Origin of the sequence: Streptomyces sp. TLI_55 (genome assembly GCF_900206255.1) — a bacterium.
In the GTDB taxonomy this organism is placed as follows: Bacteria; Actinomycetota; Actinomycetes; order Streptomycetales; family Streptomycetaceae; genus Streptomyces; species Streptomyces aquilus.
Map to the genome: position 1 here is coordinate 8,620,847 of NZ_OAOJ01000001.1, position 20,206 is coordinate 8,641,052.

Annotated in this window: 23 protein-coding genes; 12 read left to right on the top strand and 11 right to left on the bottom strand. The window is 71.4% G+C overall.

Going from position 1 to position 20,206, the window contains the following annotated elements:
• Positions 1-275: 275 nt before the first annotated feature.
• Positions 276-620: an ArsR/SmtB family transcription factor gene (locus CRP56_RS39515; protein ID WP_097272430.1), complete on the bottom strand. Its 345-nt coding sequence runs from the start codon at positions 618-620 to the stop codon at positions 276-278.
• Positions 617-1,075, bottom strand: a complete 459-nt coding sequence (locus CRP56_RS39520; protein ID WP_097272432.1) for an SRPBCC domain-containing protein — start codon at positions 1,073-1,075, stop codon at positions 617-619. Before CRP56_RS39520 ends, CRP56_RS39515 begins: the two co-directional genes overlap by 4 nt.
• Before the next feature lie 171 nt (positions 1,076-1,246).
• Here CRP56_RS39520 and CRP56_RS39525 point away from each other — a divergent pair, with 171 nt between their 5' ends.
• Complete coding sequence (locus CRP56_RS39525; protein ID WP_097272434.1) at positions 1,247-1,462, top strand: hypothetical protein; 216 nt, start codon at positions 1,247-1,249, stop codon at positions 1,460-1,462.
• A 59-nt stretch (positions 1,463-1,521) separates the two neighbouring features.
• Here the strand turns inward: CRP56_RS39525 and CRP56_RS39530 are convergent, their stop codons facing one another.
• Positions 1,522-2,352: a class I SAM-dependent methyltransferase gene (locus CRP56_RS39530; protein WP_179851231.1), complete on the bottom strand. Its 831-nt coding sequence runs from the start codon at positions 2,350-2,352 to the stop codon at positions 1,522-1,524.
• A gap of 73 nt (positions 2,353-2,425) precedes the next feature.
• Between CRP56_RS39530 and CRP56_RS39535 the strand changes: the two genes are divergently transcribed.
• The 3 genes from CRP56_RS39535 to CRP56_RS39545 all read left to right on the top strand — a co-directional run bounded on the left by CRP56_RS39535 (position 2,426) and on the right by CRP56_RS39545 (position 4,599).
• Complete coding sequence (locus CRP56_RS39535; protein ID WP_097272438.1) at positions 2,426-3,034, top strand: TetR/AcrR family transcriptional regulator; 609 nt, start codon at positions 2,426-2,428, stop codon at positions 3,032-3,034.
• A gap of 27 nt (positions 3,035-3,061) precedes the next feature.
• Entirely contained in the window at positions 3,062-3,712 is a 651-nt protein-coding gene (locus tag CRP56_RS39540) for a DUF2461 family protein (protein WP_097272440.1), read from the top strand.
• Positions 3,713-3,783: 71 nt separating this feature from the next.
• The gene (locus CRP56_RS39545; protein WP_097272442.1) at positions 3,784-4,599 is read left to right on the top strand and encodes an SAM-dependent methyltransferase; all 816 of its coding nucleotides are present in this window, start codon (positions 3,784-3,786) and stop codon (positions 4,597-4,599) included.
• Between the two features lie 32 nt (positions 4,600-4,631).
• Here CRP56_RS39545 and CRP56_RS39550 read toward each other — a convergent pair whose 3' ends face one another.
• Entirely contained in the window at positions 4,632-5,507 is an 876-nt protein-coding gene (locus tag CRP56_RS39550) for a LysR family transcriptional regulator (RefSeq protein ID WP_097272444.1), read from the bottom strand.
• A gap of 121 nt (positions 5,508-5,628) precedes the next feature.
• On the opposite strand from CRP56_RS39550, the gene CRP56_RS39555 reads away from it, so the two are divergent.
• Positions 5,629-6,627 (top strand): NADP-dependent oxidoreductase, encoded by a 999-nt coding sequence (locus CRP56_RS39555; RefSeq protein WP_097272446.1) that lies wholly within the window; start codon positions 5,629-5,631, stop codon positions 6,625-6,627.
• Between the two features lie 162 nt (positions 6,628-6,789).
• A complete protein-coding gene (locus CRP56_RS39560) occupies positions 6,790-7,458 on the top strand; it encodes a GNAT family N-acetyltransferase (RefSeq protein ID WP_097272448.1) in 669 nt (222 codons plus the stop codon).
• 99 nt (positions 7,459-7,557) lie between these two features.
• Here the strand turns inward: CRP56_RS39560 and CRP56_RS39565 are convergent, their stop codons facing one another.
• The 5 genes from CRP56_RS39565 to CRP56_RS39585 all read right to left on the bottom strand — a co-directional run bounded on the left by CRP56_RS39565 (position 7,558) and on the right by CRP56_RS39585 (position 14,414).
• Positions 7,558-9,120, bottom strand: coding sequence for a mucoidy inhibitor MuiA family protein (locus tag CRP56_RS39565; protein WP_097272450.1), 1,563 nt, complete (start codon positions 9,118-9,120; stop codon positions 7,558-7,560).
• Positions 9,121-9,126: 6 nt separating this feature from the next.
• Positions 9,127-11,208: a DUF4139 domain-containing protein gene (locus CRP56_RS39570; protein ID WP_097272452.1), complete on the bottom strand. Its 2,082-nt coding sequence runs from the start codon at positions 11,206-11,208 to the stop codon at positions 9,127-9,129.
• Positions 11,209-11,306: 98 nt separating this feature from the next.
• Positions 11,307-13,064 (bottom strand): serine/threonine-protein kinase, encoded by a 1,758-nt coding sequence (locus CRP56_RS39575; protein ID WP_257041575.1) that lies wholly within the window; start codon positions 13,062-13,064, stop codon positions 11,307-11,309.
• A gap of 165 nt (positions 13,065-13,229) precedes the next feature.
• Positions 13,230-13,619, bottom strand: a complete 390-nt coding sequence (locus tag CRP56_RS39580) for a hypothetical protein (protein ID WP_143664975.1) — start codon at positions 13,617-13,619, stop codon at positions 13,230-13,232.
• A gap of 114 nt (positions 13,620-13,733) precedes the next feature.
• A complete protein-coding gene (locus CRP56_RS39585; RefSeq protein WP_097272456.1) occupies positions 13,734-14,414 on the bottom strand; it encodes a DUF4232 domain-containing protein in 681 nt (226 codons plus the stop codon).
• 187 nt (positions 14,415-14,601) lie between these two features.
• Here CRP56_RS39585 and CRP56_RS39590 point away from each other — a divergent pair, with 187 nt between their 5' ends.
• Positions 14,602-15,666 carry a bile acid:sodium symporter family protein gene (locus CRP56_RS39590; RefSeq protein WP_097272458.1) on the top strand — a complete coding sequence of 355 codons (1,065 nt, stop codon included), beginning with the start codon at positions 14,602-14,604 and terminating at the stop codon, positions 15,664-15,666.
• Between the two features lie 4 nt (positions 15,667-15,670).
• Here the strand turns inward: CRP56_RS39590 and CRP56_RS39595 are convergent, their stop codons facing one another.
• On the bottom strand, positions 15,671-16,093 hold the full coding sequence (locus CRP56_RS39595; RefSeq protein ID WP_097272460.1) for an ArsI/CadI family heavy metal resistance metalloenzyme: 423 nt from the start codon (positions 16,091-16,093) through the stop codon (positions 15,671-15,673).
• 87 nt (positions 16,094-16,180) lie between these two features.
• On the opposite strand from CRP56_RS39595, the gene CRP56_RS39600 reads away from it, so the two are divergent.
• The 3 genes from CRP56_RS39600 to CRP56_RS39610 all read left to right on the top strand — a co-directional run bounded on the left by CRP56_RS39600 (position 16,181) and on the right by CRP56_RS39610 (position 17,611).
• Entirely contained in the window at positions 16,181-16,567 is a 387-nt protein-coding gene (locus CRP56_RS39600; protein WP_097272462.1) for an ArsR/SmtB family transcription factor, read from the top strand.
• A 124-nt stretch (positions 16,568-16,691) separates the two neighbouring features.
• On the top strand, positions 16,692-17,111 hold the full coding sequence (locus CRP56_RS39605; RefSeq protein ID WP_097272464.1) for an arsenate reductase ArsC: 420 nt from the start codon (positions 16,692-16,694) through the stop codon (positions 17,109-17,111).
• Between the two features lie 26 nt (positions 17,112-17,137).
• Entirely contained in the window at positions 17,138-17,611 is a 474-nt protein-coding gene (locus tag CRP56_RS39610; protein ID WP_097274939.1) for a GNAT family N-acetyltransferase, read from the top strand.
• A 118-nt stretch (positions 17,612-17,729) separates the two neighbouring features.
• Here CRP56_RS39610 and CRP56_RS39615 read toward each other — a convergent pair whose 3' ends face one another.
• A complete protein-coding gene (locus CRP56_RS39615; protein ID WP_097272466.1) occupies positions 17,730-18,593 on the bottom strand; it encodes a LysR family transcriptional regulator in 864 nt (287 codons plus the stop codon).
• 92 nt (positions 18,594-18,685) lie between these two features.
• Here CRP56_RS39615 and CRP56_RS39620 point away from each other — a divergent pair, with 92 nt between their 5' ends.
• Positions 18,686-19,423 carry an SDR family oxidoreductase gene (locus tag CRP56_RS39620; RefSeq protein WP_097274941.1) on the top strand — a complete coding sequence of 246 codons (738 nt, stop codon included), beginning with the start codon at positions 18,686-18,688 and terminating at the stop codon, positions 19,421-19,423.
• A gap of 223 nt (positions 19,424-19,646) precedes the next feature.
• Positions 19,647-20,183 carry a hypothetical protein gene (locus CRP56_RS39625; RefSeq protein WP_143664976.1) on the top strand — a complete coding sequence of 179 codons (537 nt, stop codon included), beginning with the start codon at positions 19,647-19,649 and terminating at the stop codon, positions 20,181-20,183.
• Positions 20,184-20,206: the final 23 nt, after the last annotated feature.

Sequence of the window (20,206 nt, forward strand, 5' to 3'; positions counted from 1 at the left end):
CGCGCGGCAGGCGGTCGAGGGGCTCGCATCGATCTTGCACGATCAGGCGCATGGGTCGACGTGTGTGCCCAGCATGTGAGTAGGTGCTCGGCCCGGAGCAACTGTCCCGGCTCCGGACGCGCTGCTTTGCCGTCGAGTTCAGGGGATGAGTCCGTTCACGGCACTCGTCCGGGCCTTAGCAGGCGACCAGCGCCTTCGCTTCCTCTCCGGTGACCGGCTTCAGGATGGCGTGGCCCTCTCGTACTGGGCGGTCTTGGCGCCCAGGTCGCCGACGGTCAGAGCTCAGTGGTCCCCTCCGCCAGGTCCTTGATCGCGTTGAGGCGGTGTTCCCACTGGTCGATGAGGGTGTCCATCCACCGCGTTGTCCGCCTCAGTGGGTGCAGGTCGGCTTCGTAGCGGACCTCCCGTCCGGCCCGCCGGGCGCGTACCAGTCCGGCGCGGTCGAGGACGGCCAGGTGTTTGGCCACCGCCTGGCGGGTGATGGGGAGGCTTGCCGCCAGGGATGTCGAGGTCGCCCCGCCTTCGCGGGCAAGGACGGTCAGGACCTCTCGGCGGATCGGGTCGGCGAGGGCCACCAGGACGTCATCGGGGGCCTGTTCGCCCTCGGCGGTGCGGGTCATGGCGTGGTCTGCTCGCAGTCCGTGCGCAGTTGGTCGAGCTTGCCGGGCCAGTTCTGGCTGTTGGCGCGGTGGCGGTCGGTGGCCTCGTCGGTGGGCAGCCCGAGATGTGCGAAGCCGCTTTCGACCATGGTGAGCAGGGTGCCTCCCGTGGAGTCGTCTTCGGCGAGGGTGAACTCGACCAGAGTGGCGTTCGAGTCGTCCGGTTCCTCGCCTGCGGCGCCTTGAGACCACCGCCAGGACAGGACACGTGGCGGCTCCACCGTCTCGATTCGCGCGGGAATGACGCCGTGGACGCCGTGGTCGAAGACCAGGAGGCCGCCGGGACGCAGGTCGATCTTGACCGCCTCTCCATTGCCGAACCAGCGCCCGAGGAAAGCGGGCTCGCTCAGCACGGACCAGACCCGTTCCCTGGTGGCATTGATCAGGATGGCGCGTTCGATCGTGTCGGGGATCACTGCAACCTCATCTCATCCGGATGCGCTACCCAAAGGTTGCACATCCAGAAGAGAACGCGCAACCAATCGGTTGCGTATGGAGAGGGGGCCGCTTTGGCCCCACCAGGTTTCGTTACGAGCCGCAGAGGCGGCCCGGATGCGCGCGACGGGCCGTGGCCCCACGCTGAGATCATGGCTACCGATCAGCCCGTCGTCATCTACCCGCCTGCGGAAGACGGCGGGCGCCGCGTTCGCATCAGCGGGCATTTCGTCGGGATCGCCTACGGCCTGCTCGACGTCGTGGCCTTCGTGCAGGAGGCCGGCCTCCAGGAGTGGGATGAGATGGACGTGGTCCAGTCGTCGCTGATCGAGTGGCGGGACGCAGGGCCGGATGTGTGGGCGCACTGACGAGCGGACTGCGGTGACGACGTTCCGTCGGCAGGCGCTTCCTCGGCGTTCCCTGTGCTTCAGGTAGTGCGGGAGCGGGTCGAAGTGATCACGACGGACGTGTACGGCATGGTGGCGTGGCCGCCGAGCTTGTCGATCGCGGTTGCGGCGCTGTCCAGGACGTCCGCCATTTTGTCTGCGGGGAGTTGGGTGAGGCCGCCGAAGGTGGGGAGTTGGTCGAGCCACTCCTCTCGGGTGTACGTGCGCTCCCAGGTGTAGTGCCACTGTTCCGGCTCGCTGAACCGGCCGGTCCGACGGATGCCGTCGGTGATTTTCGCGAACAGCGGCTGGTAGGCGTCCAGGGCCGAGCCTTGCAGCAGGCCGGCGTTGAACGGGGAGTCGGGGGCGACGCGTTGGAGGGCTTCGGCGAGGGCGGCTATCAACTCGGCCGGGAGTTGGGGGACATGGTGGAAGGGGGCGAGGCGGCCCCCGGGCCGCAGCGCCTGCGCCGCCTTGGCCGCGCCGGCGACGGGCTCCACCCAGTGCCAGGCGGTGCCGGCGATGACCGCGTCGAACTGCCGCCCGGCCGGCCGCCAGTCCTCGAACCTGGAGACCTCGACCTCGATGCCGCTGCGTCGCGCGAAGGCGGCCATCCGTGCGTCGGGCTCGACACCGAGCACCGTGCAGCCGGCCGCCCGGAACTGGCGGGCCTCGATGCCGGTCCCGGCGCCGACGTCCAGGACGTGCCGGCCGGGGCTTGCCGCGATGATCCTGTCCACCAAGGCCTGGGGATAGGGCGGTCGGGCGCGGTCGTAGCGTTCGGGGTCCACGCCGAACGACTCGGCTGTCTGCCGGTGACGGTGGGGCTCGGGTCCGGAGTTGTCGGGCTGTCCCTGCGCTAAAGTGGGCATGCGCCCACCCTAGTGGGCGGTTGCCCACTTGTTAAGGCGGGGCGGCCCGGAAAGGGAGACAATGCCGTCAGGGGTGCACATCCACAACGTGCGCGGCCAGTTGTTCGAAGCCGCCGAGCGCGTCCTGCTCCGGGACGGACCCGACGCGCTGACCAGCCGGGCGGTCACAGTGGAGGCGAACTGCGCCAAGGGTGTACTGCACCGGCACTTCACCGACTTCGACGCCTTCCTGGCGGAACTGGTCCTCGACCGCATCCGCGGCATCGAGGAGCGGACCACGACGCTGTGCGCGGCCGCCGGGACCGGGAGCGTGGTGGACAACGTAGCCGACGCGCTGCAGGACCTGTTCGGGCCGGTCACGGTGGCCATCGTCGCGCTCATCACCTTCCGCGACGGCCTGCGCGCCCGGCTGCGCGAGGCGGGGCTGACCGGTCTTCCGCTGGTGGTGCAGGGCGCCGCCATGATCGCCGCCTATCTCACGGCCGAGCGGGAGTCGGGGCGCCTGGCCCCCGATGCCGACATCGACACACTCGCCCCCACCCTGGTCGGAGCCGGGCACCTGCTGTTCGCCGACCGGGCCGGCGCACCGCCGCAGCCGGCCGCCGTCCGCAAGATGGTGACCACCGTCATCGCCGGCGCCCTGCGACCACCCGCGTCGCAGGACGAGCCGTCGGCCAGGTGACGGAGGAGAGGACTGGAGTTGAGGGACATGCCCAGGCAGTTCGCCGGTTGGGACGAGTCGGCGTTCGACGTGCTGCTGCGTCTCGACGGCGAGCCGTCACAAGAGGTGATGCGCGAGACCCGTAAGGATCGCGAACGTCTCGTGCGGCAGCCGATGGTCGCCCTCCTGCATGACCTGGCCTGGGAAGACCCGGCGTTCGAGGACCACTCGGTGTGGCGTTACGGAAAGACCCCCTGGTGGTGGCAGAACCAGTCCGCCGTGGCACGCATCGCCCGGAACATCGAGATCGGGCTGCGCTTCAATCTGGACGGCCTGCGTGTGCAGGGGGCGTGGTGGTACGCCGACTCCGATCAGATCAGCAGGTTCCGGGCGGCGGTCGCCGCTGAGGCGAGCGGTTCCGAACTGGGCGATGTCGTGGAGGAATTGCGTGGGAGAGGGTTCGAGATCACCGGTGACCTTCTGAAGCGTGTGCCCCGCGCATACCCCGCCGACCATCCTCGGGCGGCGTTGCTGCGCCACCGGTCGCTGCTCGCCGTGCGACACCTCGGCAGTGACGAACGGCTGCGGACGCCGGAGGTTGTCGACCGCGTGCTGGCCACGTACGAGGAACTCAGGCCACTGCTCACCTGGCTCACCGCCCATGTAGCGGCTCGCGTCCCCCCGGCGCTCTCGGATTAGCGGGGTTCACCGAGGCCGAGAGGGCTCAACTCGGGGGCACACTGGCGATGTTGTTGGGCAGAATGACCGCCATGACGTACAGCGGCTCCTCCATCGACCCGTCCAAGCCCAGCATCGCCCGTGTCTACGACTATCTGCTCGGCGGCAAGGACAACTACGCCGTGGACCGGGAGATCGGGGACGTGTTCAAGCGTGACCTGCCCGGATCGGTGGCGATCGCCTTTGCCAACCGCGCGGCTCTGACCCGGGCGGTCAGGGAGATCGCGACGACCACCGGCATTCGGCAGTTCGTGGACCTGGGGAGCGGCCTGCCGACCGCGGACAACGTCCATCAGGTCGCGCAACGGCATGCTCCCGAGTCCCGGGTGGTCTACGTCGACATCGATCCCCAGGTCCTCGTTCATGGGCGCGCGCTGCTGGAGGACAACGACCGGACCCGTGTCGTCGCGGTCGATGTGCGCAATCCCGAGGGCATCCGCACGCACCCCGACACCGTAGAGATGATCGACTTCGATCGTCCGGTCGCTGTGATCTTCAGTGCCATCCTCCATCACGTCAACGACGACGAGGACCCGGCCGGCATCGTCCGCTACTGGCGCGACCAGGTCGCCTCGGGGAGCTACTTCTTCATGAGTCACTTCCGCTCCGGCAACAACCCGGAGACCGCGGAGGCCGAGGCGGTGCTGCAGCAGACGTTCGGCCGTGGCCGGTGGCGGACCGACGAGGAGATCGCCTCCCTGCTGGACGGTCTGGAGATCCTCGACCCGGGGATCGTTCCCGCGTCTCTGTGGCGTCCCGACGAGACCGACGACCTGGACATCGGGCAGAAGCGAGAACTCACGGTCTGGGAACATCTCATTGCCGCGGGGCTGGCCCGGAAGGCGTAGTACGTGCCCCTTTTGGAGGGTCTCGTTTCCGGTCAGGACGGCGGGGCGGTCAGGACCGCCTTGGCGGCCTGCCGGAGGTTCCTGATCATTGGATTCGGGTCGCCCTTGCGGCTGACCAGGACGACCTGGCTGGGCGGGGCACCCTCGATCGGGACGGTGACGAGGTCGGGACGCAGTGAGCTGCGCTGGTCGCCGACCGGCAGGACCGCGATCGCCGCGCCGCTCGCGACGAGTTCGAGCTTGTCCTCGTAGCGCTCGATCGGCGGCACGCCGGCCCCGAGGATCCGGTAGGAAGGCCAGTCCGCGGTCTCGAACGGGCAGGGCGCCGCCTCTTCGTCGGCCAGTTCGTCCGCGGTCACCGACGCGCGGTCGGCCAGGGGATGGTCGCGGGGGACCACGAGCATCCGGGGCTCCTCGTACAGCGGGGTGGTGACCACGCCGTCGGCGGCGAGCGGCAGCGGGGTCCGTGCGATCAGGGCGTCGACGCGCTGGTCGGACAGTGCGCCGACGTCGCTGCAGCTCAGATGCCGGGTGGCGATCTCGGCGTCCGGGTGGCGGTGGCGCAGTTCCCGTACGGCGGCGGTGATCAGCAGGTCTTCGACGTAACCGATGGTGATGCGTTCGGTCTGGGCCTGTTCACGTACGGCCAGTTCGGCCTGGCGGGCGGTTTGCAGCAGGGCTTGGGCCCGGGGGAGGAATGTCTGGCCGGCCGGGGTGAGCCGGGTGCCTTGGGGGGTGCGGTCCAGCAGTCGTGTGCCGAGGTACTTCTCGAGCCGTTGGATCTGGCGGCTCAGCGCCGGCTGGGCCACGTGCAGGTCGGCGGCGGCCCGGCCGAAGTGCTGGTGCGCCGCCACCACGGTGAAGTAGCGCACCAGTCGCAGTTCCAGGTCCTGTCCGAGATCGTTCACCCTTGCAGGGTACGTGCCATGCCGTTTCGGAATGACCGGTTGCCGAAGCGGTCTTGGACGGCCGGACCGTCCACCGCCTTGACTGGAGGAGCAACGTTTCCCTGAGAAAGAGACAGGCGCGATGAAGGCGATCCAGTTCCACGAGGCGGGCGGGCCGGAAGTTCTGCGGTACGAAGAGGTGCCGGTTCCCGAGATCGGCGCGGGCGAGGTGCTCGTCCGGGTGCACGCGGTGGGCATCAATCCGCCCGACTGGTACCTGCGTGAGGGGATGAAGGTCATGCCGGCCGAGATGAGGCCGGTGCTGGAGTTCCCCCTGATCCCTGGAACGGACATGTCGGGCGTCGTCGAGGCGGTCGCTCCGGACGTGCGGGGGTTCGCCGTCGGTGACGAGGTCTTCGGCATGCTGCGGTTCCCCGGATTCGACGGCCGGACGTATGCCGAGTACGTGGCCGCGCCGGCCGCTGACCTCGCGCACAAGCCGGCCGGTGTCGACCACGTCGAGGCGGCCGGTGCGCCGATGGCCTTGCTGACGGCCTGGCAGTACCTGGTGGATCTCGGCCATGACGTGCCCTCACCCTTCACCGGCCAGGTGCACCAGCCGGTGCCGATCACGCCAGGGATGACCGTGCTGGTCAACGGTGCCGCGGGCGGCGTGGGGCACTTCGCGGTGCAGCTGGCGAAATGGAAGGGGGCGCACGTCATCGCGGTGGCCTCCGGTCGGCATGAGCAGTTCCTGCGCAAGCTCGGCGCCGACGAGTTCATCGACTACACCACGACACGCGCCGCGGACGTGGTCAGCGGCGTCGACGTGGTGATCGACTCCGTCGGCGGCCCGGACAGCTCACGCTTCCTGACCGTGCTCAAGCGCGGCGGCACGATGCTTCCGGTGTTCTTCGCCGAGTACGACCGGGAGGTGACGGCACGTCTGGGCATCACCGTGTCGAACATCCAGGTACGTTCCAACGGCCCCCAGCTCGCCGAGATCGGGCGCCTGTTCGACGAGGGCCACCTCAAGGTCGGGGTGGACAGCACCTACCCCCTGTCCGAAGCGGTCAGCGCCCACAGGCGAGCCGCGCAGGGCCACATCCAAGGCAAGATCGTCCTGACGGTGGCCTTGTGAACGTCGTGGTCATGACGGCGGACGCCGCCACCGCCGAGGTGCGGGCCTGTCTGCTGGAGACGCGGAACACCGGCGAGCTGCGCTTCTTCTTACCGGTACGTTGGGCCGCGACGCCCGGCACGTCCAGGCGGACACGCCAGCACGAATACAACGGGGAACTTCATGATCCGGTCGCTCCTGCGACGTCGCCGGGCGGGCTCGGGCCCTGCGATCCCGGTCGCGTGCACGCCCGGTCGGCACGCCCTGGCCACCCGGCACCTGCTGTTCTACACCCCGGTGACCAAGCTCGACGCGTTGGCGGCCATCGCCGCGGGCGCGGACCCCGAGGCCCAGCACTGGCAGGGGAACCAGATGGACCAGGTCGTACCGGACGCCGACACCAGACGGACCCTGCTGGGCATGGGCCCCGGCGGCGCAACCCCCCGTTGGTTCGTCCGGTCCAACCCCGAGCTGGCCGAGCCCTTCGAACCCAGCCCGGAATTGCCCGAGTTCATGGTCTGCGTACACCGCGACAGCGGGCGCTACGCCGGGTACCTCGAACTCCACCACGACAGCGCTGAGATCGGCGGCAATCTCGCCCCCGACCATCGAGGCCGGGGCCTCGGCTCCGAACTGTTCCTGGCGGGTGCGGAGTTCGCCCACAGCCACGCCCGTCTGCCGACGGTACGGGCGGGAACAGCGACGGAGAACCTCGCCTGCCGCCGCGCCCTGGAACGCGCCGGCTTCGTCCCGACCCCCGGCCCGGCCCGCCACACCCTGGCCGACGGCCGCGAGATCGACACCGTCTGGTACGGGCACGAGGGCGCCGCGTCGACGTGTGCGGGACCCTGAGGCAGGAGCCGGGCGCACGGAACCAAGTCCGCGGAGCATGTCCACCCCTCCGCTGCCGACAGGTGACCTTCCGCGGCCGACGCGCGCGGCGCGCCGGGCTCAGAGGCCGGTCACCTTGGCGCTCGCCGAGATGTCGTAGACGAGGGTGAGCGTGCGGCGGGCGTTCGGGGGGAGGGGGATGTCCCAGCGGGCGATGCCCTCGGTGTCGATCGTGTCCGGAGCCGGGGAGCTGGCGTCCTTGTGGATCCGTACCTCCACCGCCGACACCTCGGAGACCGGGATGCGCTCCCGTACGGTCACCAACTGCTCGCCTGTTTCACCCGGGGCGGAGAAGCGGGAGAGGTGCACACGAACCGTGCGGGTGACGGTGGTGCGCTGGGAGAGCGCGGAGGAGTCACGGGACTCCTCCACCTCACGCAGCACCCGGTAGTCGTCGTGGCTGCCGAAGGCCAGCTCCAGGGGCGCGCCGGGAGCGGTGAAGCCCAGCGCCCCGCGGCCGCCGAAACCGCCCGCCCCGACCAGGTCCACCGGGCCTGCCAACAGCGCGTGCCCTGTCGGGTTGTCGCAGCGCACGACGTGTGTGACGAGGGGGGACAGTTCGGGGGAGCAGGCGTACTCGCTGCGTGCGACCGCGTCGGCCGCGGACAGCGGGATGCGGTGGGCGCGGCCGTCGGCGGGGACGGAGACGGGGGCGGGGGAGCGCAGGACCTGGGTGCGGCCGCCGTCGTCCACCCCCGGCAGGCCGAGCACCGGGGCCGGGCCCAGCTCGGCGATCTCCTCCTCGCGCAGTTCGACGGCGACCGTGCGGCGCTCCGCCGGGGAGCGGTCGGTGAGCGTCAGCCGGTCCGGCGTCAGGTGCGGCGGTTCGGTGGCCTGCGCCGAGCGCGCCGTGGACAACGTCAGGCGTACGTCGGTCCAGTCCTCGCCGGTGCACTGCCAGACCACGGCGTCGGTCTCCAGGGTGAGTCGCCCGCCGTCGAGCACGGCCCGATAGGCGGGGCGCCACAGGGCGCACGCGGTGAGGTGACTCAGCCGCAGCCGCGCGGGGCCCGCGGCGCCGGCCTCCACGGTCAGCTCGACGTGGCCGACCAGTTCGGCCTGGCGCTGTTCCGACAGCTCGAGGGCGTGCTCCGCCTGACGGAGCTCGGTGGTGAGGGCCTTCAGCCGGGCCTCGACGGTACGCACGTGCTCACCGTGCGCGTCACGTTCGTCGTCCACCCGGTCCAGTTCAGCCGTCCACCGCGCGGTGTCGGTCTCGCCGTGACCGGCGCCTTCGCCGATCTCCCGCAGCAGGTCGGCGGCGAGACGGGAGAGCAGGTCGAGGCGGGCACGCAGCCGGTCGCGCTGCCGTTCGAGCGCCGAGCGTTCCTCCTTGACGGCGTGGACGCGCAACCGCAGAGCGGAGTCGTCGGCGCCGGGCAGCGGCCCGCGCGGTGTCCAGGCGCGGACGATCCTGGCGTCGAGGACGGTCGCCTCGGCTGCGGCGGGGGTCACTTCGGCGTGGAGGGTCGGGTCGACCGCCAGCGCGCTGATCGGTCCGAGGCGCAGCCGCTGCACGCCGGCTTGGAGGTCGAGGGTGACGGACCGTTCGATCTGGGCCCGGTCCTCCAGGCAGGTGACGGCGGTGACGGGCAGCGGGATCGGGTCGAGGTCGGTGGACATGGGGTGTCAGCTCCTGCGGTTGCCGCCGACCAGGGCCTTCGCGGCCGGGATGCGGATCTCGTAGCCGCCGCTCCGGGTGGCGGTGCCTCCGGCGGGCAGGTCCACGCGCCACACGCGCGTGCCGGGGTCGGGGTGGTCGGCGGAAGCGGTGTCGTCGGGGACGGTCCAGTCGGCCTGTTCCTCGATGCGGATGTCCGCCTCGGCCGTGGTCGGGACTTGTTCGCGGACTTCGACGGTGACGGGCTCGCCGAGCGTGTTGGCCAGTTCCACATGGACGCCGTGGGCCAGCACGGTGACGTTGTTGCGCAGCCCGGCCGTCGACTCCTTGAGGCTCGTGCGGCGGGTGACGCGGATGCTCTCGGCCGGGCCGAGGCCCATCCGCCGGGCTCCGCCCGGGGCGAGGGTGGGCAGCGCGGCACTCACCACGAAGTCGTCGTCCACCCGGACCTCGACGGGACCGGCCAGGAGCGCCTGATCGGTGGCGTTCGACAGCACCAGAGCCGCGTACACCCGCTGCTCCACCGCCGGTGCACAGACGTACTCGGTCCGCAGACCGACCGGGATCCGGCCGACGGTGACGGTGTGCCAGGTGCCGTCCGAGGGAACGTCGACGCGGGCGACGGCGTCGTAGCGGTGGTCGAAGGAGCCCGCCGACGCACGGGGCCGTACGGCGTGTGCGGGCAGCGGCAGCGCGGCCACCGCCTCGGCCCGCCGGCGGTGCTCCACGGCCACCGCGTCGAAGGACGGGGCGGGAAACAGCCTTCCCCTGCGTGCCGGCGACTCCTCGGGGCCGTTGAGGACGAGCGCGGCGTAGTCGAGTTCGGTACTGCTGGGCTGCGGCGGGCCGACGGGCGGGGCGGGTGGTGCCGGCGGCGGGGCCATCACCCCCGAGGGCGCCGCCGGCGCGGCTGCGGGGGCCGCCTGGGGCGCGCCGTGGAGGGTCGCCGTCCGAGGCTGCGCCGCACGCGCGGACGCGACCGGTGCCGGGACGCCGCCCGGCGCTGCGGGTGCCGGGGGCCGGCCGCCGTACGCCGGAGGAGCGGGCGGGACGGGAGCACCGGCCGTGCTCACGGACGGGGGTACGGGCGGGAGGGCGGCGCCGTACACGTCGGGTGACCGGGAAGTGGCGCCGACGTGGACCGGGGCGGAGAGCGCCGCCGGGCGCGGCCCCGCGGCGTCGTACGCGGTGAAGAGGTCGGCGAGCCCGGCGGGCGGCTCACGCCAGCCGGACGGCTCGGGGGCGGGCTGGCGGCGGCCGATCCGCAGCGAGCGCAGTCGCGGCAGCTCCGTACCGCGCCCCAGGTCGGCGGTGGCCAGTGCGATCCGTACGCCGGTCCAGTCCTCACCGGTGCGCTGGGCCACGCCGGCCCGCAGCACGAGGGTGCCGCTGTCGTCGCCCTGACGGCAGGTCAGGCGGTAGGCCGGCACCCATACGGCGCCCGGGACGCCGTACTCGATCTCCAGGTCCACCTCACCGGTTCCGCCGTCGAGGGTCACGGCCGCGCAGACCGTGGTGAGAACCTGCCCGGACGGTGCCGCGGTGGAGGCGCGTTCGCAGCGGTCCACGGCGATGGCGAGGTCGTGCTTCAGTCGGCGCAGCTCCTCCTCGGACTCGGCGAGGCGCTCGTGCAGGCGGGTGAGCCGCTGGTCGACGAAGTCCGCGAGCGTCAACCACGCCTCGGCAGGGGTACGGCGGTGGTGATCGGGATCATCGCGCTTGCGCGGCGGCGGAACCGGACGGACTTCGGTGATCTCCTTGATCCGCACCAGGAGCCGCTCGTGCCGCTCCCGGGCCGCATCGCACGCGTCCTCCAGCCGTTCCCTCTCCTGCCGCAGCCCGTCGGCCAAGTCGCCGTCGGCGGGCTCGGCCTCCACCTCGACGCGGACCGAGGTGACCCGTGCACCTGAGTCACCCGTGACCCGGGCCCGCACGGAACCCGGGTCCACCGTGCGGGGCAGCCCCGTCACCAGGACGCGGCCGTCGGGCGGCACCGTTCCCCGCGCCAGTCGGCTGCACAGCGCGCCCTGCGCGTAGACCACCACCGCGTCCAGAGCCGACGCCCACCGCGGCACCCCTTCGGACTTCATGCACTCAGCCCCCCGTCATGTCCTGCGGGCGAAGCCTAGCGCCCGTGCGGGCCGACGAGCCGGGACAGACCATCACGGCGGTGGTCCTGCGCAGGGTGTCAGTCGGTGTCGCGCAGGGCGACCCAGGTGTCGTGTGCCACCACTCCGTCGGCGTCCAGGCCCCGGTCGCTCTGGAACGCCTCCACGGCGGCCTGGGTGCCGGTCCCGAACTCCCCGTCGACGCCCGTGCTCCCGACGCCGTACCCGCGCTTGGTCAGCATGCACTGCACCTGTTGTACGCGTTTGCCGCTGTCACCGAGGCGGGTGCGTCCGTTGCCTCCGTAGTAGGTGCAGTCGGAGAGCCATGGGGCGGTGCCGGTGGGCGCGGTGGGGGTGGGCGAGGCCGTGGGAGCGGGAGCGCCGTCGCTCGGGTCGGCGTCGGCAGTGGCATCGGCGCCGGCGGAGGGCTGCGCCTCGGTCGGCGAAGTGGCCGCCTCCCCACCGCTGTTGACGCCCTTGTCCGCGGCGCCGTCGACGTCTGGGCGGGTCAGGCCGGTGGTGCCCGAGGGCGCGGGGACGGGCGTACGGCCCCCGGGCAGGGTGGAGATGGTGCTGCCGGAGCGGGTGCCGGTTTCCGGGGCGTCGGCGGTCGCGGGCCGCTCCCCGGGGAGGCTCCAGTAGGTCGCCGCCGCCAGGACGCAGGCCGAGAGGGAGGCGGCGGCGATCCATAACGCCCTTCTGCCGCGCGGGGACGACGTCCCGTCCCGGTCCGGCGGCCCCGTTGGTGCTGTCCGCGAGCCGGCTTCGACCGGTACCGGTCGCGCCACGGGGGACGGAACGGGGCTGGGGACGCGCGCGGAGAGGAGCACGGCGGGGGCGGCCGGCGAGGACGGCCGGGTCAGGGCCGCCACGGGCAGGTGGCGCAGTTTCTCGTAAGCCTGTTGCCGGGCAAGCAGGTTGGCGCCCAGCGGCTCGGGCCAGGCGGCCGGCACGGTACGGGCCGCGGCGGCGTCGATCAGTTCCTGCGGGGTGGGCCGGTCTGCGGGCTCCTTGGCCAGACAGGCGGTCAGCAGGCGGCCGAGGTCCGGGTCCGTCGCCGCGATCTCGCCGAGCACTTCGGGATTGGCGTTCTCGTACGCCACCCGGTGCATGACGTCGACGCCGGTGCCGTCGCCGAACGGCGCGCGTCCGGTGGCCGCGTAGACCAGGGTCCCGGCCAGCGAGAACACATCGGACCGGAGGTCGGAGCGGCCCTCCTTGAGGTGCTCGGGCGACATGTACGCGGGAGTCCCGACGCGGTTGCCCGTACCGGTGATGGCGCTGGCGTCGGCGGCCTTGGAGACCCCGAAGTCGATCACATGGGCGCCGTGGACGGACAGCAGCACGTTGGACGGCTTGAGGTCCCGGTGCACGATGTCCTCGGCGCCGAGCCCTGCCAGGGCCTGCCCGAGGTCGGCCACCAGGCGCCAGACGGAGTCCGTCGTCAGGGGCGCGTCCTCGCGTACGGTCTCGGCCAGGTCGAAGCCGGGGATGTAGTCGGTCGCCATCCACAGCAGGTCGTCGTCGAAGCCCGTGCCGCACAACCGGGGCGCGTAGGGCATGCGCAACCGGGCGTGAACCGCCGCTTCCCGTTCGAAGCGGCGCCGGAATCTGGGGTCCTCCGCGTATTCCGGCCTGATCACCTTGACCGCGACCAGCCCAGGACCCTCGTGCGCGGGGCGCGCCAGATAGACCCGTCCCATTCCGCCGCTGCCGAGCAGCGCGACGGGCACCCAGGGGCCGACCCGCCGCGGGTCGCCGGGCCGCAGGGGCGAGGCACCGGTCCGCCGCAGCGCGGCACCCGCGTCGTCGGTAGGCTCCGGCCGCTGTTCGGACAAGAAGTCCCCCGAAGTTGCTTTCGGCGTACGCCAGTTCGTATGTGGTGGAAGAGGAGGCTAACCCAGGCGGCCCGCGCGTTCAGCGAATCGAGGACTTCGGTGCCATGGCGGGATCCGGTGCGGGCCGAGGCAGGCGTTCGGCCGCCGGCGGTGGCGCCTGGTGGGTCACCGCTCGCGGTCGAACCAGGCCGTCGACTCGGGCAGGAACAACAGCACGATCACCGGCACCCCGAGCAGGAGCCGCAGCGCCGCGTCGAGGAACGGCCCGGGCGACGCTGCCTCGCCGAGGCGTGTGACGGTCGGCAGCACTACGAGCGTCATCAGCACGAGGGTCGTCGTCCGTACCCCACCGCGTGCGCTGCCGTCGTAGGTGAGGCACAGCGCCGCGTTGACCCACACCAGCAGCCAGGGCGCCATCAACTCGCCCTGTCCGTAGGCGGTGAGGCCGTCGGAGAGCGCGAGCATCGAGACGATGCCGGCCAGGGCGAGCGTCAGCAGCAGGATCTGGACGGCTCGCAGTGGTGCGGGCAGCACGGGTTCACGTACGTCGGGCATCGGCATCATCTCCCCCCAGGCGAAGATCACATCACACGGAGATGCAACCGCGGAAGTCGCTTCCGGAGGGGGCGGCAGCGGCCCGTCAGGCATCCCGCTGCCGCCGTGCGCCGGTCAGGAGGGCTCGGCCGCCGATACGGCGGTGACGGTCACCGTGTCGTCGCACTCGGCGAACTGACCGTCGTCCAGGGCCACTTGGTGTGCGCCCGATCCCGGCAGTCCGACGACCATCGTGGGATACAGCACGGGCGCTGAACCGGACACGCAGTATCCGTCGCCCTCTCCCTGCACCTGTACGAACGTCAGCTTCACCCACGCCTTGCCGCCGGGGGCCACCTGCACTGACGCCGTGGCTCCGGTCGGCTTGACGGTGAGGGGCACGTTCATCTCGGGAGAGCCGTTTCCGGCGCCGGCCACCGTGGGGTGCCCGTTGAGCGCGCACGTCTGTCCGGACACGTTGGTGAACTCGACGACGGCTGCCCCGGTCCCGGTACCGGCCGGCCGCACGGCGGCCTGACGTGCGGTCGCCTTGAGGCTGTCGGCGGAACAGGTCGCCGCCGAACCGCCCGGAGCGGATGTGGAGGCGGAGGCGGAAGACGCGGGGGAAACGGAAGCTGAGCCGGTGGGTTCCGGGGTGTCGGAGGGGGGTGCCGAGCTGACGGTCGCGGACGGGGTGACGCCGCTGTTTCCGTTGTCCGTGCCGCCCCCGTCGGGCTGACATCCCGACATTGCCAGCGCCGCCGAAGTCACGATGACCGCCATCGCCGAACCGCGCACTGCGTTCATGTACCGCATGCTGTCCCCCGTATCCCAGTTGTCCGGAGCGTGGCTCTTCGCCGCCCCGTCGAACCAGACAGAACCGTGAAGCCGGTCAGTTCTGCCGCACTCCGGCCTGTGACCCACTGGTGACGAAATTCGGCCATAACCAGAGTGGAACGCCCCGGGCAGGCCGTAGCAGTGTGTGACCAATAGACTCCACTGCGTGAAGATCGTGCAGCGGAGGCTGCTGTGGCTGATGGTGGCCTGCTACGTGTTGGCCGGCCTGTTCCCGGCTCCCGGCGAGAAGCTGCGGGGGCTGACGCTGCCGATCTCCGCGGGTGGCAGGGCAGTGACGGTGTCGATGGTGCTGTTGGCGGTGATGCTGTTCAGTGCCGGTCTGGGGGTGCGGGTCGCGGACCTGCGCGGTGTGGTCTCGCGGCCGGTGCGGCTGGTGCTCGGCGTCGCCGCCAACGCCGTGCTTCCGCTGTTCGTGCTGCCCGTCGTCGCTCTTGGCCTGCGTGCGTGGCCCGATACGGCCGAGGCGGAGGGGCTGGTGGTCGGGCTGATGCTGGTGTTGGCGATGCCGATCGCCGGCGGTGCCGCCTCCTGGGGGCAGAACGCGGGCGCCAACGTCCCCTTGGTGGTGGCCATGGTGATGGGCTCCACGCTGCTCAGCCCGCTCACCGTCCCGCTGGGGATCCAGCTGACCGGTGCCCTGGTCGGCCCCGACGGCGCGGGTGCCCTGGACGACACGAGCACCGTCGACCTCATCGCCCGCACGGGGGCCGGCGTGTTCGCGCTGGTGTCGGTGGTGGTGCCGTGCCTCGCCGGAATCGCCGTGCGGGCGGCGCTCGGCGAGACCCGCACGCGCCGGCTCCTGCCCACGGTCAAAGCGGTCAATGTGCTGAACGTGCTGCTGCTCTGTTACCTGAACGCCGCGGGCGCCCTCGGTCAGGCCCTCGCCCACCCGGACCCGGACCTGCTGGTGCTTGCGCTCGGCCTGTCCGGTGCGGTGTGCTGTCTGGCCTTCGCCTGCGGCCGATGGATGTCCCGCTGGACGGGCGACCACCAGCCGGACCGGCTGTCTCTCACCTTCGCCACCGGCATGAACAACAGCAGCGCCGCGGCCGTGCTGGCCGCCGGCTGGTTCTCCCACCGCCCCGAGGTGCTGCTGCCGATCCTCTCGTACAGCCTGCTGCAGAAACTCGTCGCGGGAACAGCGGGCAAGCCACCCCGTCTCCAGCGGAAGCCCCCGTCCGCGGGCCCCGCACACGGTCACGCCGTGTGACGCCTCATCGGGTGCCGCAGCAGGCGTCCGGTGCGCCTGCCGTGCTCTTGCCGAGTGCGTCGGCGTCGGCCTTGACGACGTAGACCTCCCAGGGCTCCCGGCCCGGGCCGGTCACCCAGGTCTTGTCCTGGACGGCGTAGCAGCAGGAGGTGTCGTTCTCCTCGAAGGTGGCCAGGCCCGCCTGCTTGAGCCGGGCGGTGGCGGCGGTGACCTGGTCGGTGCTGTCGACCTCGACGCCGAGGTGGTCCAGGCGGGTGTCCTCGCCGGCCCCGCCCTCGATCAGGACGAGCTTGAGCGGGGGCTCGGTGATGGCGAAGTTCGCGTAGCCGGGACGGAGCTTCGCCGGCTCGGCGCCGAACAGCTTGGTGTAGAAGGCGATCGAGGCTTCGAGGTCGGCGACGCGCAGGGCGAGCTGAACACGGGACATGACGGTCTCCTTGAGTCGATGTCTTGTATCGACTGCTATCGATGCAGTGAGCTTGCTCCCTGATTAGACAGCTGTCAACATAGACGTATGTCGAAACTGGAGCTGAAGGTCCTCGGCCAGGACCCGGAGGCGGCCGCGTGCTGTTCGCCGATGGTCCGCGAGTCGCTGGACGAGGAAGCCGCGGTCGAACTGGCGAAGATGTTCAAGGCGCTGGCCGACCCGGTGCGGCTGCGGCTGCTGTCGCTGATCGCCTCCCATGAGGGCGGCGAGGCGTGCGTCTGCGACCTGACCGGCCCGTTCGATGTCTCCCAGCCGACCATCTCCCACCACCTCAAGGTGCTGCGCCAGGCCGGACTGGTCGGCTGCGAGCGGCGCGGCACCTGGGTCTACTACTGGGTCCTGCCCGCCGCCCTGGCCAGGCTCTCCTCCCTGCTGGAGACACCGGCCGGCGCGAGTGCTGAAGCGGCGGGATGACCGAGACCGCGGTGTTCACCGGATCGCTGACACTTTCGTCGGGATCGCGGCGAACACCACCCCGCCGCAATCGGCCACTGACCCTGCCGCATCACCCCCACCTGCCCCCGAAGGACACCCTCCCGTGACCGCTTCCGCGAACCCCTCCGTGCTGTTCGTCTGTGTGCACAACGCCGGCCGCTCCCAGATGGCCGCCGCCTTCCTCACCCACCTCGCCGGCGACCGCGTGCAGGTGCGCTCCGCGGGCTCCGCCCCGGCCGACACCGTGAACCCGGCCGTCGTCGAGGCCATGTCCGAGGTCGGCATCGACATCTCCGCCGAGATCCCCAAGGTCCTCACCACCGAGGCGGTCCGCTCCTCCGACGTCGTCATCACCATGGGCTGCGGCGACGCCTGCCCCTACTTCCCCGGCAAGCGGTACCTGGACTGGCAGTTGGACGACCCGGCAGGCCAGGGCACGGGCGCCGTCCGCCCCATCCGCGACCAGATCGAGCAGCGCGTCCGCGGTCTGCTCGCCGAGCTCGACATCGAGGCCACACCGTGACCGCCGCCGCGGTGACCGTCACCGCGATGCTCCCCGAGCACGCCGACCAGGTCCTGGCGATCTACCAGGCCGGGATCGACGGCGGCGACGCCACCTTCGAGGAGACCGCCCCCACCTGGGACGTCTTCGACGCCACCCGGCTCGCCGAGCACCGCCTCGCCGCCCTCGACGGCGACGGCCGGGTGCTCGGCTGGGCCGCCGTGGTCCCGGTCTCCGACCGGTGCGCGTACGCCGGGGTGGTCGAGCACTCCGTCTACGTCGATCCCGGCGCCCGAGGGCGCGGCGTCGGCCTCGCCCTGCTCCAGGCACTGCTGGCCGCCACGGACGCGGCCGGGATCTGGACCGTCCAGTCCGGCATCTTCCCGGAGAACACCGCCAGCCTGGCCCTGCACAAGAAGGCCGGCTTCCGCGTCGTCGGCACCCGCGAACGCCTCGGCCGACACCACGGTCGCTGGCGCGATGTCGTCCTCGTCGAGCGCCGCAGCCCCGCCGTCGCCTGAACCGGCCCGGCGGCCGGGCTGGACCTGACCGCGTGACGGCGTGGTTCAGGCTGTCGGCGGCATCGCCGTCGCGTGCCGTGCCAGGCGAGCCGGTCCCTGTCTCACATGCAGGACCTGGTCACAGTCGTACGGCCGTACGGACCAGGCCGGCCAGGGTGAGGGAGCGGCTGTGGGCGGGCCAGACGATGTGGGTCACGATGGGCGGTGCGTCGGCCAGGGGGACGGCCTTGTGCTCGGCCCACAGCCAAGAGCGCGCGGAGTCGGGGACGATCGCCACGGTGCGTCCGAGGGCGATGAGCTGGGCCAGTTGGGTCTGGTTGTGGATCTCGGGGCCGGGGCCGGGTGCGTAGGCGCCGCGGGTGGGCCAGCGGGCGAGCGGCAGACCGGGGATGTCGCTGACATCGGCGAGGGACAAGGTCTCGTGGGCGGCGAGGGGGTGCCCGGCAGGCAGGACGGCGACTTGTCCCTCGGTCGTCAGGGGCTCGCTGTCGAACCCGGCGAGGGAGTTCCACGGCGTGTGCATGAGCGCGACGTCGGCGCGTCCGTCGCGCAGCAGTTCTTCCTGCTCGTTGATGCTGCACGGCAGCACTTCGATCTCGGCGCTGTCGGGTTCCGCCGCGTAGGCGTCGAGAAGTTTCTGCAGGAGTTCGTGGGACGCGGCGGCCTTCACCACGAGGACCAGCCGGTTGCGCGGGCCGCCGGGGCTGTCGGCCCCGCCGGCGCGCCGGGTGCGGCGAGCGGCGGCGGCGGTCGCGTCGAGGGCCGCCCGGCCCTCCTGCAGGAGCACCTCTCCGGCATCGGTCAGGCGGACACCGCGACGGTTGCGCTCCAGCAGGCAGACCCCGAGGCGCCGTTCGAGTTGCTGGATCGCCCGCGACAGTGGCGGCTGGGCCATGCCGAGGCGTTCGGCGGCGCGCCCGAAGTGCAGTTCCTCGGCGACGGCCACGAAGTACCTCAACTCGCGGGTTTCCAGGGTGTCCACGGCCGCAGCATACGCGGTGATACCTGGTGGGTATGACAGGGCACCGTATCGGTGTTGGCCGCGCTGTTCGTCCGAGGGCCACCATGATCAGCATGAGCGAAACAATGACCGCGCTGGTGACCGGCGCGAACAAGGGCATCGGGTACGAGATCGCGGCCGGGCTGGGCAGCCTCGGGTACCGCGTGGGCGTGGGAGCCCGTGACGAGACCCGACGCGAAACCGCTGTGGGGAAGCTGCGCGCCCTCGGCGTGGACGCGTTCGGGGTGCCGCTGGACGTGACCGACGACCGGAGCGTGACCGATGCCGCGGAGCTGGTCGAACGGCTGGCCGGGCGCTTGGACGCCCTGGTCAACAATGCCGGTATCTCGGGCGAGATGGGTCCGGGGTGGGAGCAGGACCCGACCGTGCTCGATCTGGAAGTGCTCCGCACGGTCGTGGACACCAACGTCATGGGTGTCGTCCGGGTGACCAACGCGATGCTGCCGCTGCTGCGGCGCTCGGCCTCGCCACGCATCGTCAACGTCTCCAGCAGCGTCGGCTCCCTGACCCGGCAGGCGGACCCCGACACCGAAATAGGCCCGGTCATGGCGGCCTACGCGCCGTCGAAGTCGTTCCTCAATGCCCTCACCATCCAGTACGCCCGGCAGTTCACCGGGACGAACATTCTCATCAACGCCGCCTGCCCGGGCCTGGTCGCCACCGACTTCACGGGCTTCCACGGACCCCGCACCCCCGAACAGGGCGCCGCCACCGCGATCCGCCTCGCCACACTGCCCGACGGCGGCCCGACCGGTTCGTTCTTCGAGGACGACGGCGTCGTTCCCTGGTGATCACGAGGCGTCCTTCTCCTTGCGTCGGTGCGCCGCCTGCACCCGCGGCTGCGGCAGCTCCAGCGGCTCGGGTGACGGCGGTGGCTCATCCAGGACTCCGACGAGCACCGTATCGGCGGGGATCCCGGGCTGCGTGCCGGTGTGCCTCTCCGGCGGTTCGGATCCCGGCACCCTGCCTGCGGGTTCGCACCGGACGTCCCACTTCCTCAATGCGCAGCTGACGGTGGCTTTCACAGGCCGGTGGGAGAGCCATGAGGACCAGCCCGTCGAGTTCTCCGTGGCGCCGGAGGGCAGTTGGGATCTGCACCGGGTCCTGTTCTGGTCCGACCTGATCCCGGTGGGCAAGGATCGCAAACGTGCCGCAGGCGTGGCCGGTACCGCATCGGGGCTCGTGGCCTGGCTGGGAACCCGGCCGAACCTTCAGCTCTCCACACCCCGGAGCGGCACGATCGGCAAGGCCGCTCTGCCGGCGAAGGTCGTCGACATCGCGATCTCCAGCACGGCGGTCAACGAGGCCGCCGACTGCCCGGTTCGAGCCTGCGCGGACTTCTTGACCTGGCCGAATGCGGGCGACCATGTCTATGGCATCGCGGAGCCCGCGGTACTGCGGCTCTATCTGTCCGACGTCGCGTACGGAGGCAAGAATCATCTGCTCGCCGTCGGGATCGAAGGGTGGGACCGGGCCGACCTCAAGGCCTTCCTCCCCGAAGCGGAGCGCCTCATCGCCACTGCCGACGCCCCGCTCAGCCCGGCGCCCTGACTTCTCACCTCCTCCAGTTGTGG

What these genes read in the sequence shown, in the direction of transcription:
- CRP56_RS39525 (WP_097272434.1), top strand. Translation starts at nt 1,247, where the DNA reads ATGGCTACCGATCAGCCCGTCGTCATCTACCCGCCTGCGGAAGACGGC.
- CRP56_RS39555 (WP_097272446.1), top strand. Translation starts at nt 5,629, where the DNA reads ATGAAGGCGATCCAGTTCCACGAGGCGGGCGGGCCGGAAGTTCTGCGG.
- CRP56_RS39515 (WP_097272430.1), bottom strand. Translation starts at nt 620, where the DNA reads ATGACCCGCACCGCCGAGGGCGAACAGGCCCCCGATGACGTCCTGGTG.
- CRP56_RS39530 (WP_179851231.1), bottom strand. Translation starts at nt 2,352, where the DNA reads ATGCCCACTTTAGCGCAGGGACAGCCCGACAACTCCGGACCCGAGCCC.
- CRP56_RS39620 (WP_097274941.1), top strand. Translation starts at nt 18,686, where the DNA reads ATGAGCGAAACAATGACCGCGCTGGTGACCGGCGCGAACAAGGGCATC.
- CRP56_RS39540 (WP_097272440.1), top strand. Translation starts at nt 3,062, where the DNA reads ATGCCCAGGCAGTTCGCCGGTTGGGACGAGTCGGCGTTCGACGTGCTG.
- CRP56_RS39565 (WP_097272450.1), bottom strand. Translation starts at nt 9,120, where the DNA reads ATGTCCACCGACCTCGACCCGATCCCGCTGCCCGTCACCGCCGTCACC.
- CRP56_RS39560 (WP_097272448.1), top strand. Translation starts at nt 6,790, where the DNA reads ATGATCCGGTCGCTCCTGCGACGTCGCCGGGCGGGCTCGGGCCCTGCG.
- CRP56_RS39545 (WP_097272442.1), top strand. Translation starts at nt 3,784, where the DNA reads ATGACGTACAGCGGCTCCTCCATCGACCCGTCCAAGCCCAGCATCGCC.
- CRP56_RS39580 (WP_143664975.1), bottom strand. Translation starts at nt 13,619, where the DNA reads ATGCCCGACGTACGTGAACCCGTGCTGCCCGCACCACTGCGAGCCGTC.
- CRP56_RS39585 (WP_097272456.1), bottom strand. Translation starts at nt 14,414, where the DNA reads ATGCGGTACATGAACGCAGTGCGCGGTTCGGCGATGGCGGTCATCGTG.
- CRP56_RS39595 (WP_097272460.1), bottom strand. Translation starts at nt 16,093, where the DNA reads ATGTCCCGTGTTCAGCTCGCCCTGCGCGTCGCCGACCTCGAAGCCTCG.
- CRP56_RS39570 (WP_097272452.1), bottom strand. Translation starts at nt 11,208, where the DNA reads ATGAAGTCCGAAGGGGTGCCGCGGTGGGCGTCGGCTCTGGACGCGGTG.
- CRP56_RS39610 (WP_097274939.1), top strand. Translation starts at nt 17,138, where the DNA reads ATGCTCCCCGAGCACGCCGACCAGGTCCTGGCGATCTACCAGGCCGGG.
- CRP56_RS39600 (WP_097272462.1), top strand. Translation starts at nt 16,181, where the DNA reads ATGTCGAAACTGGAGCTGAAGGTCCTCGGCCAGGACCCGGAGGCGGCC.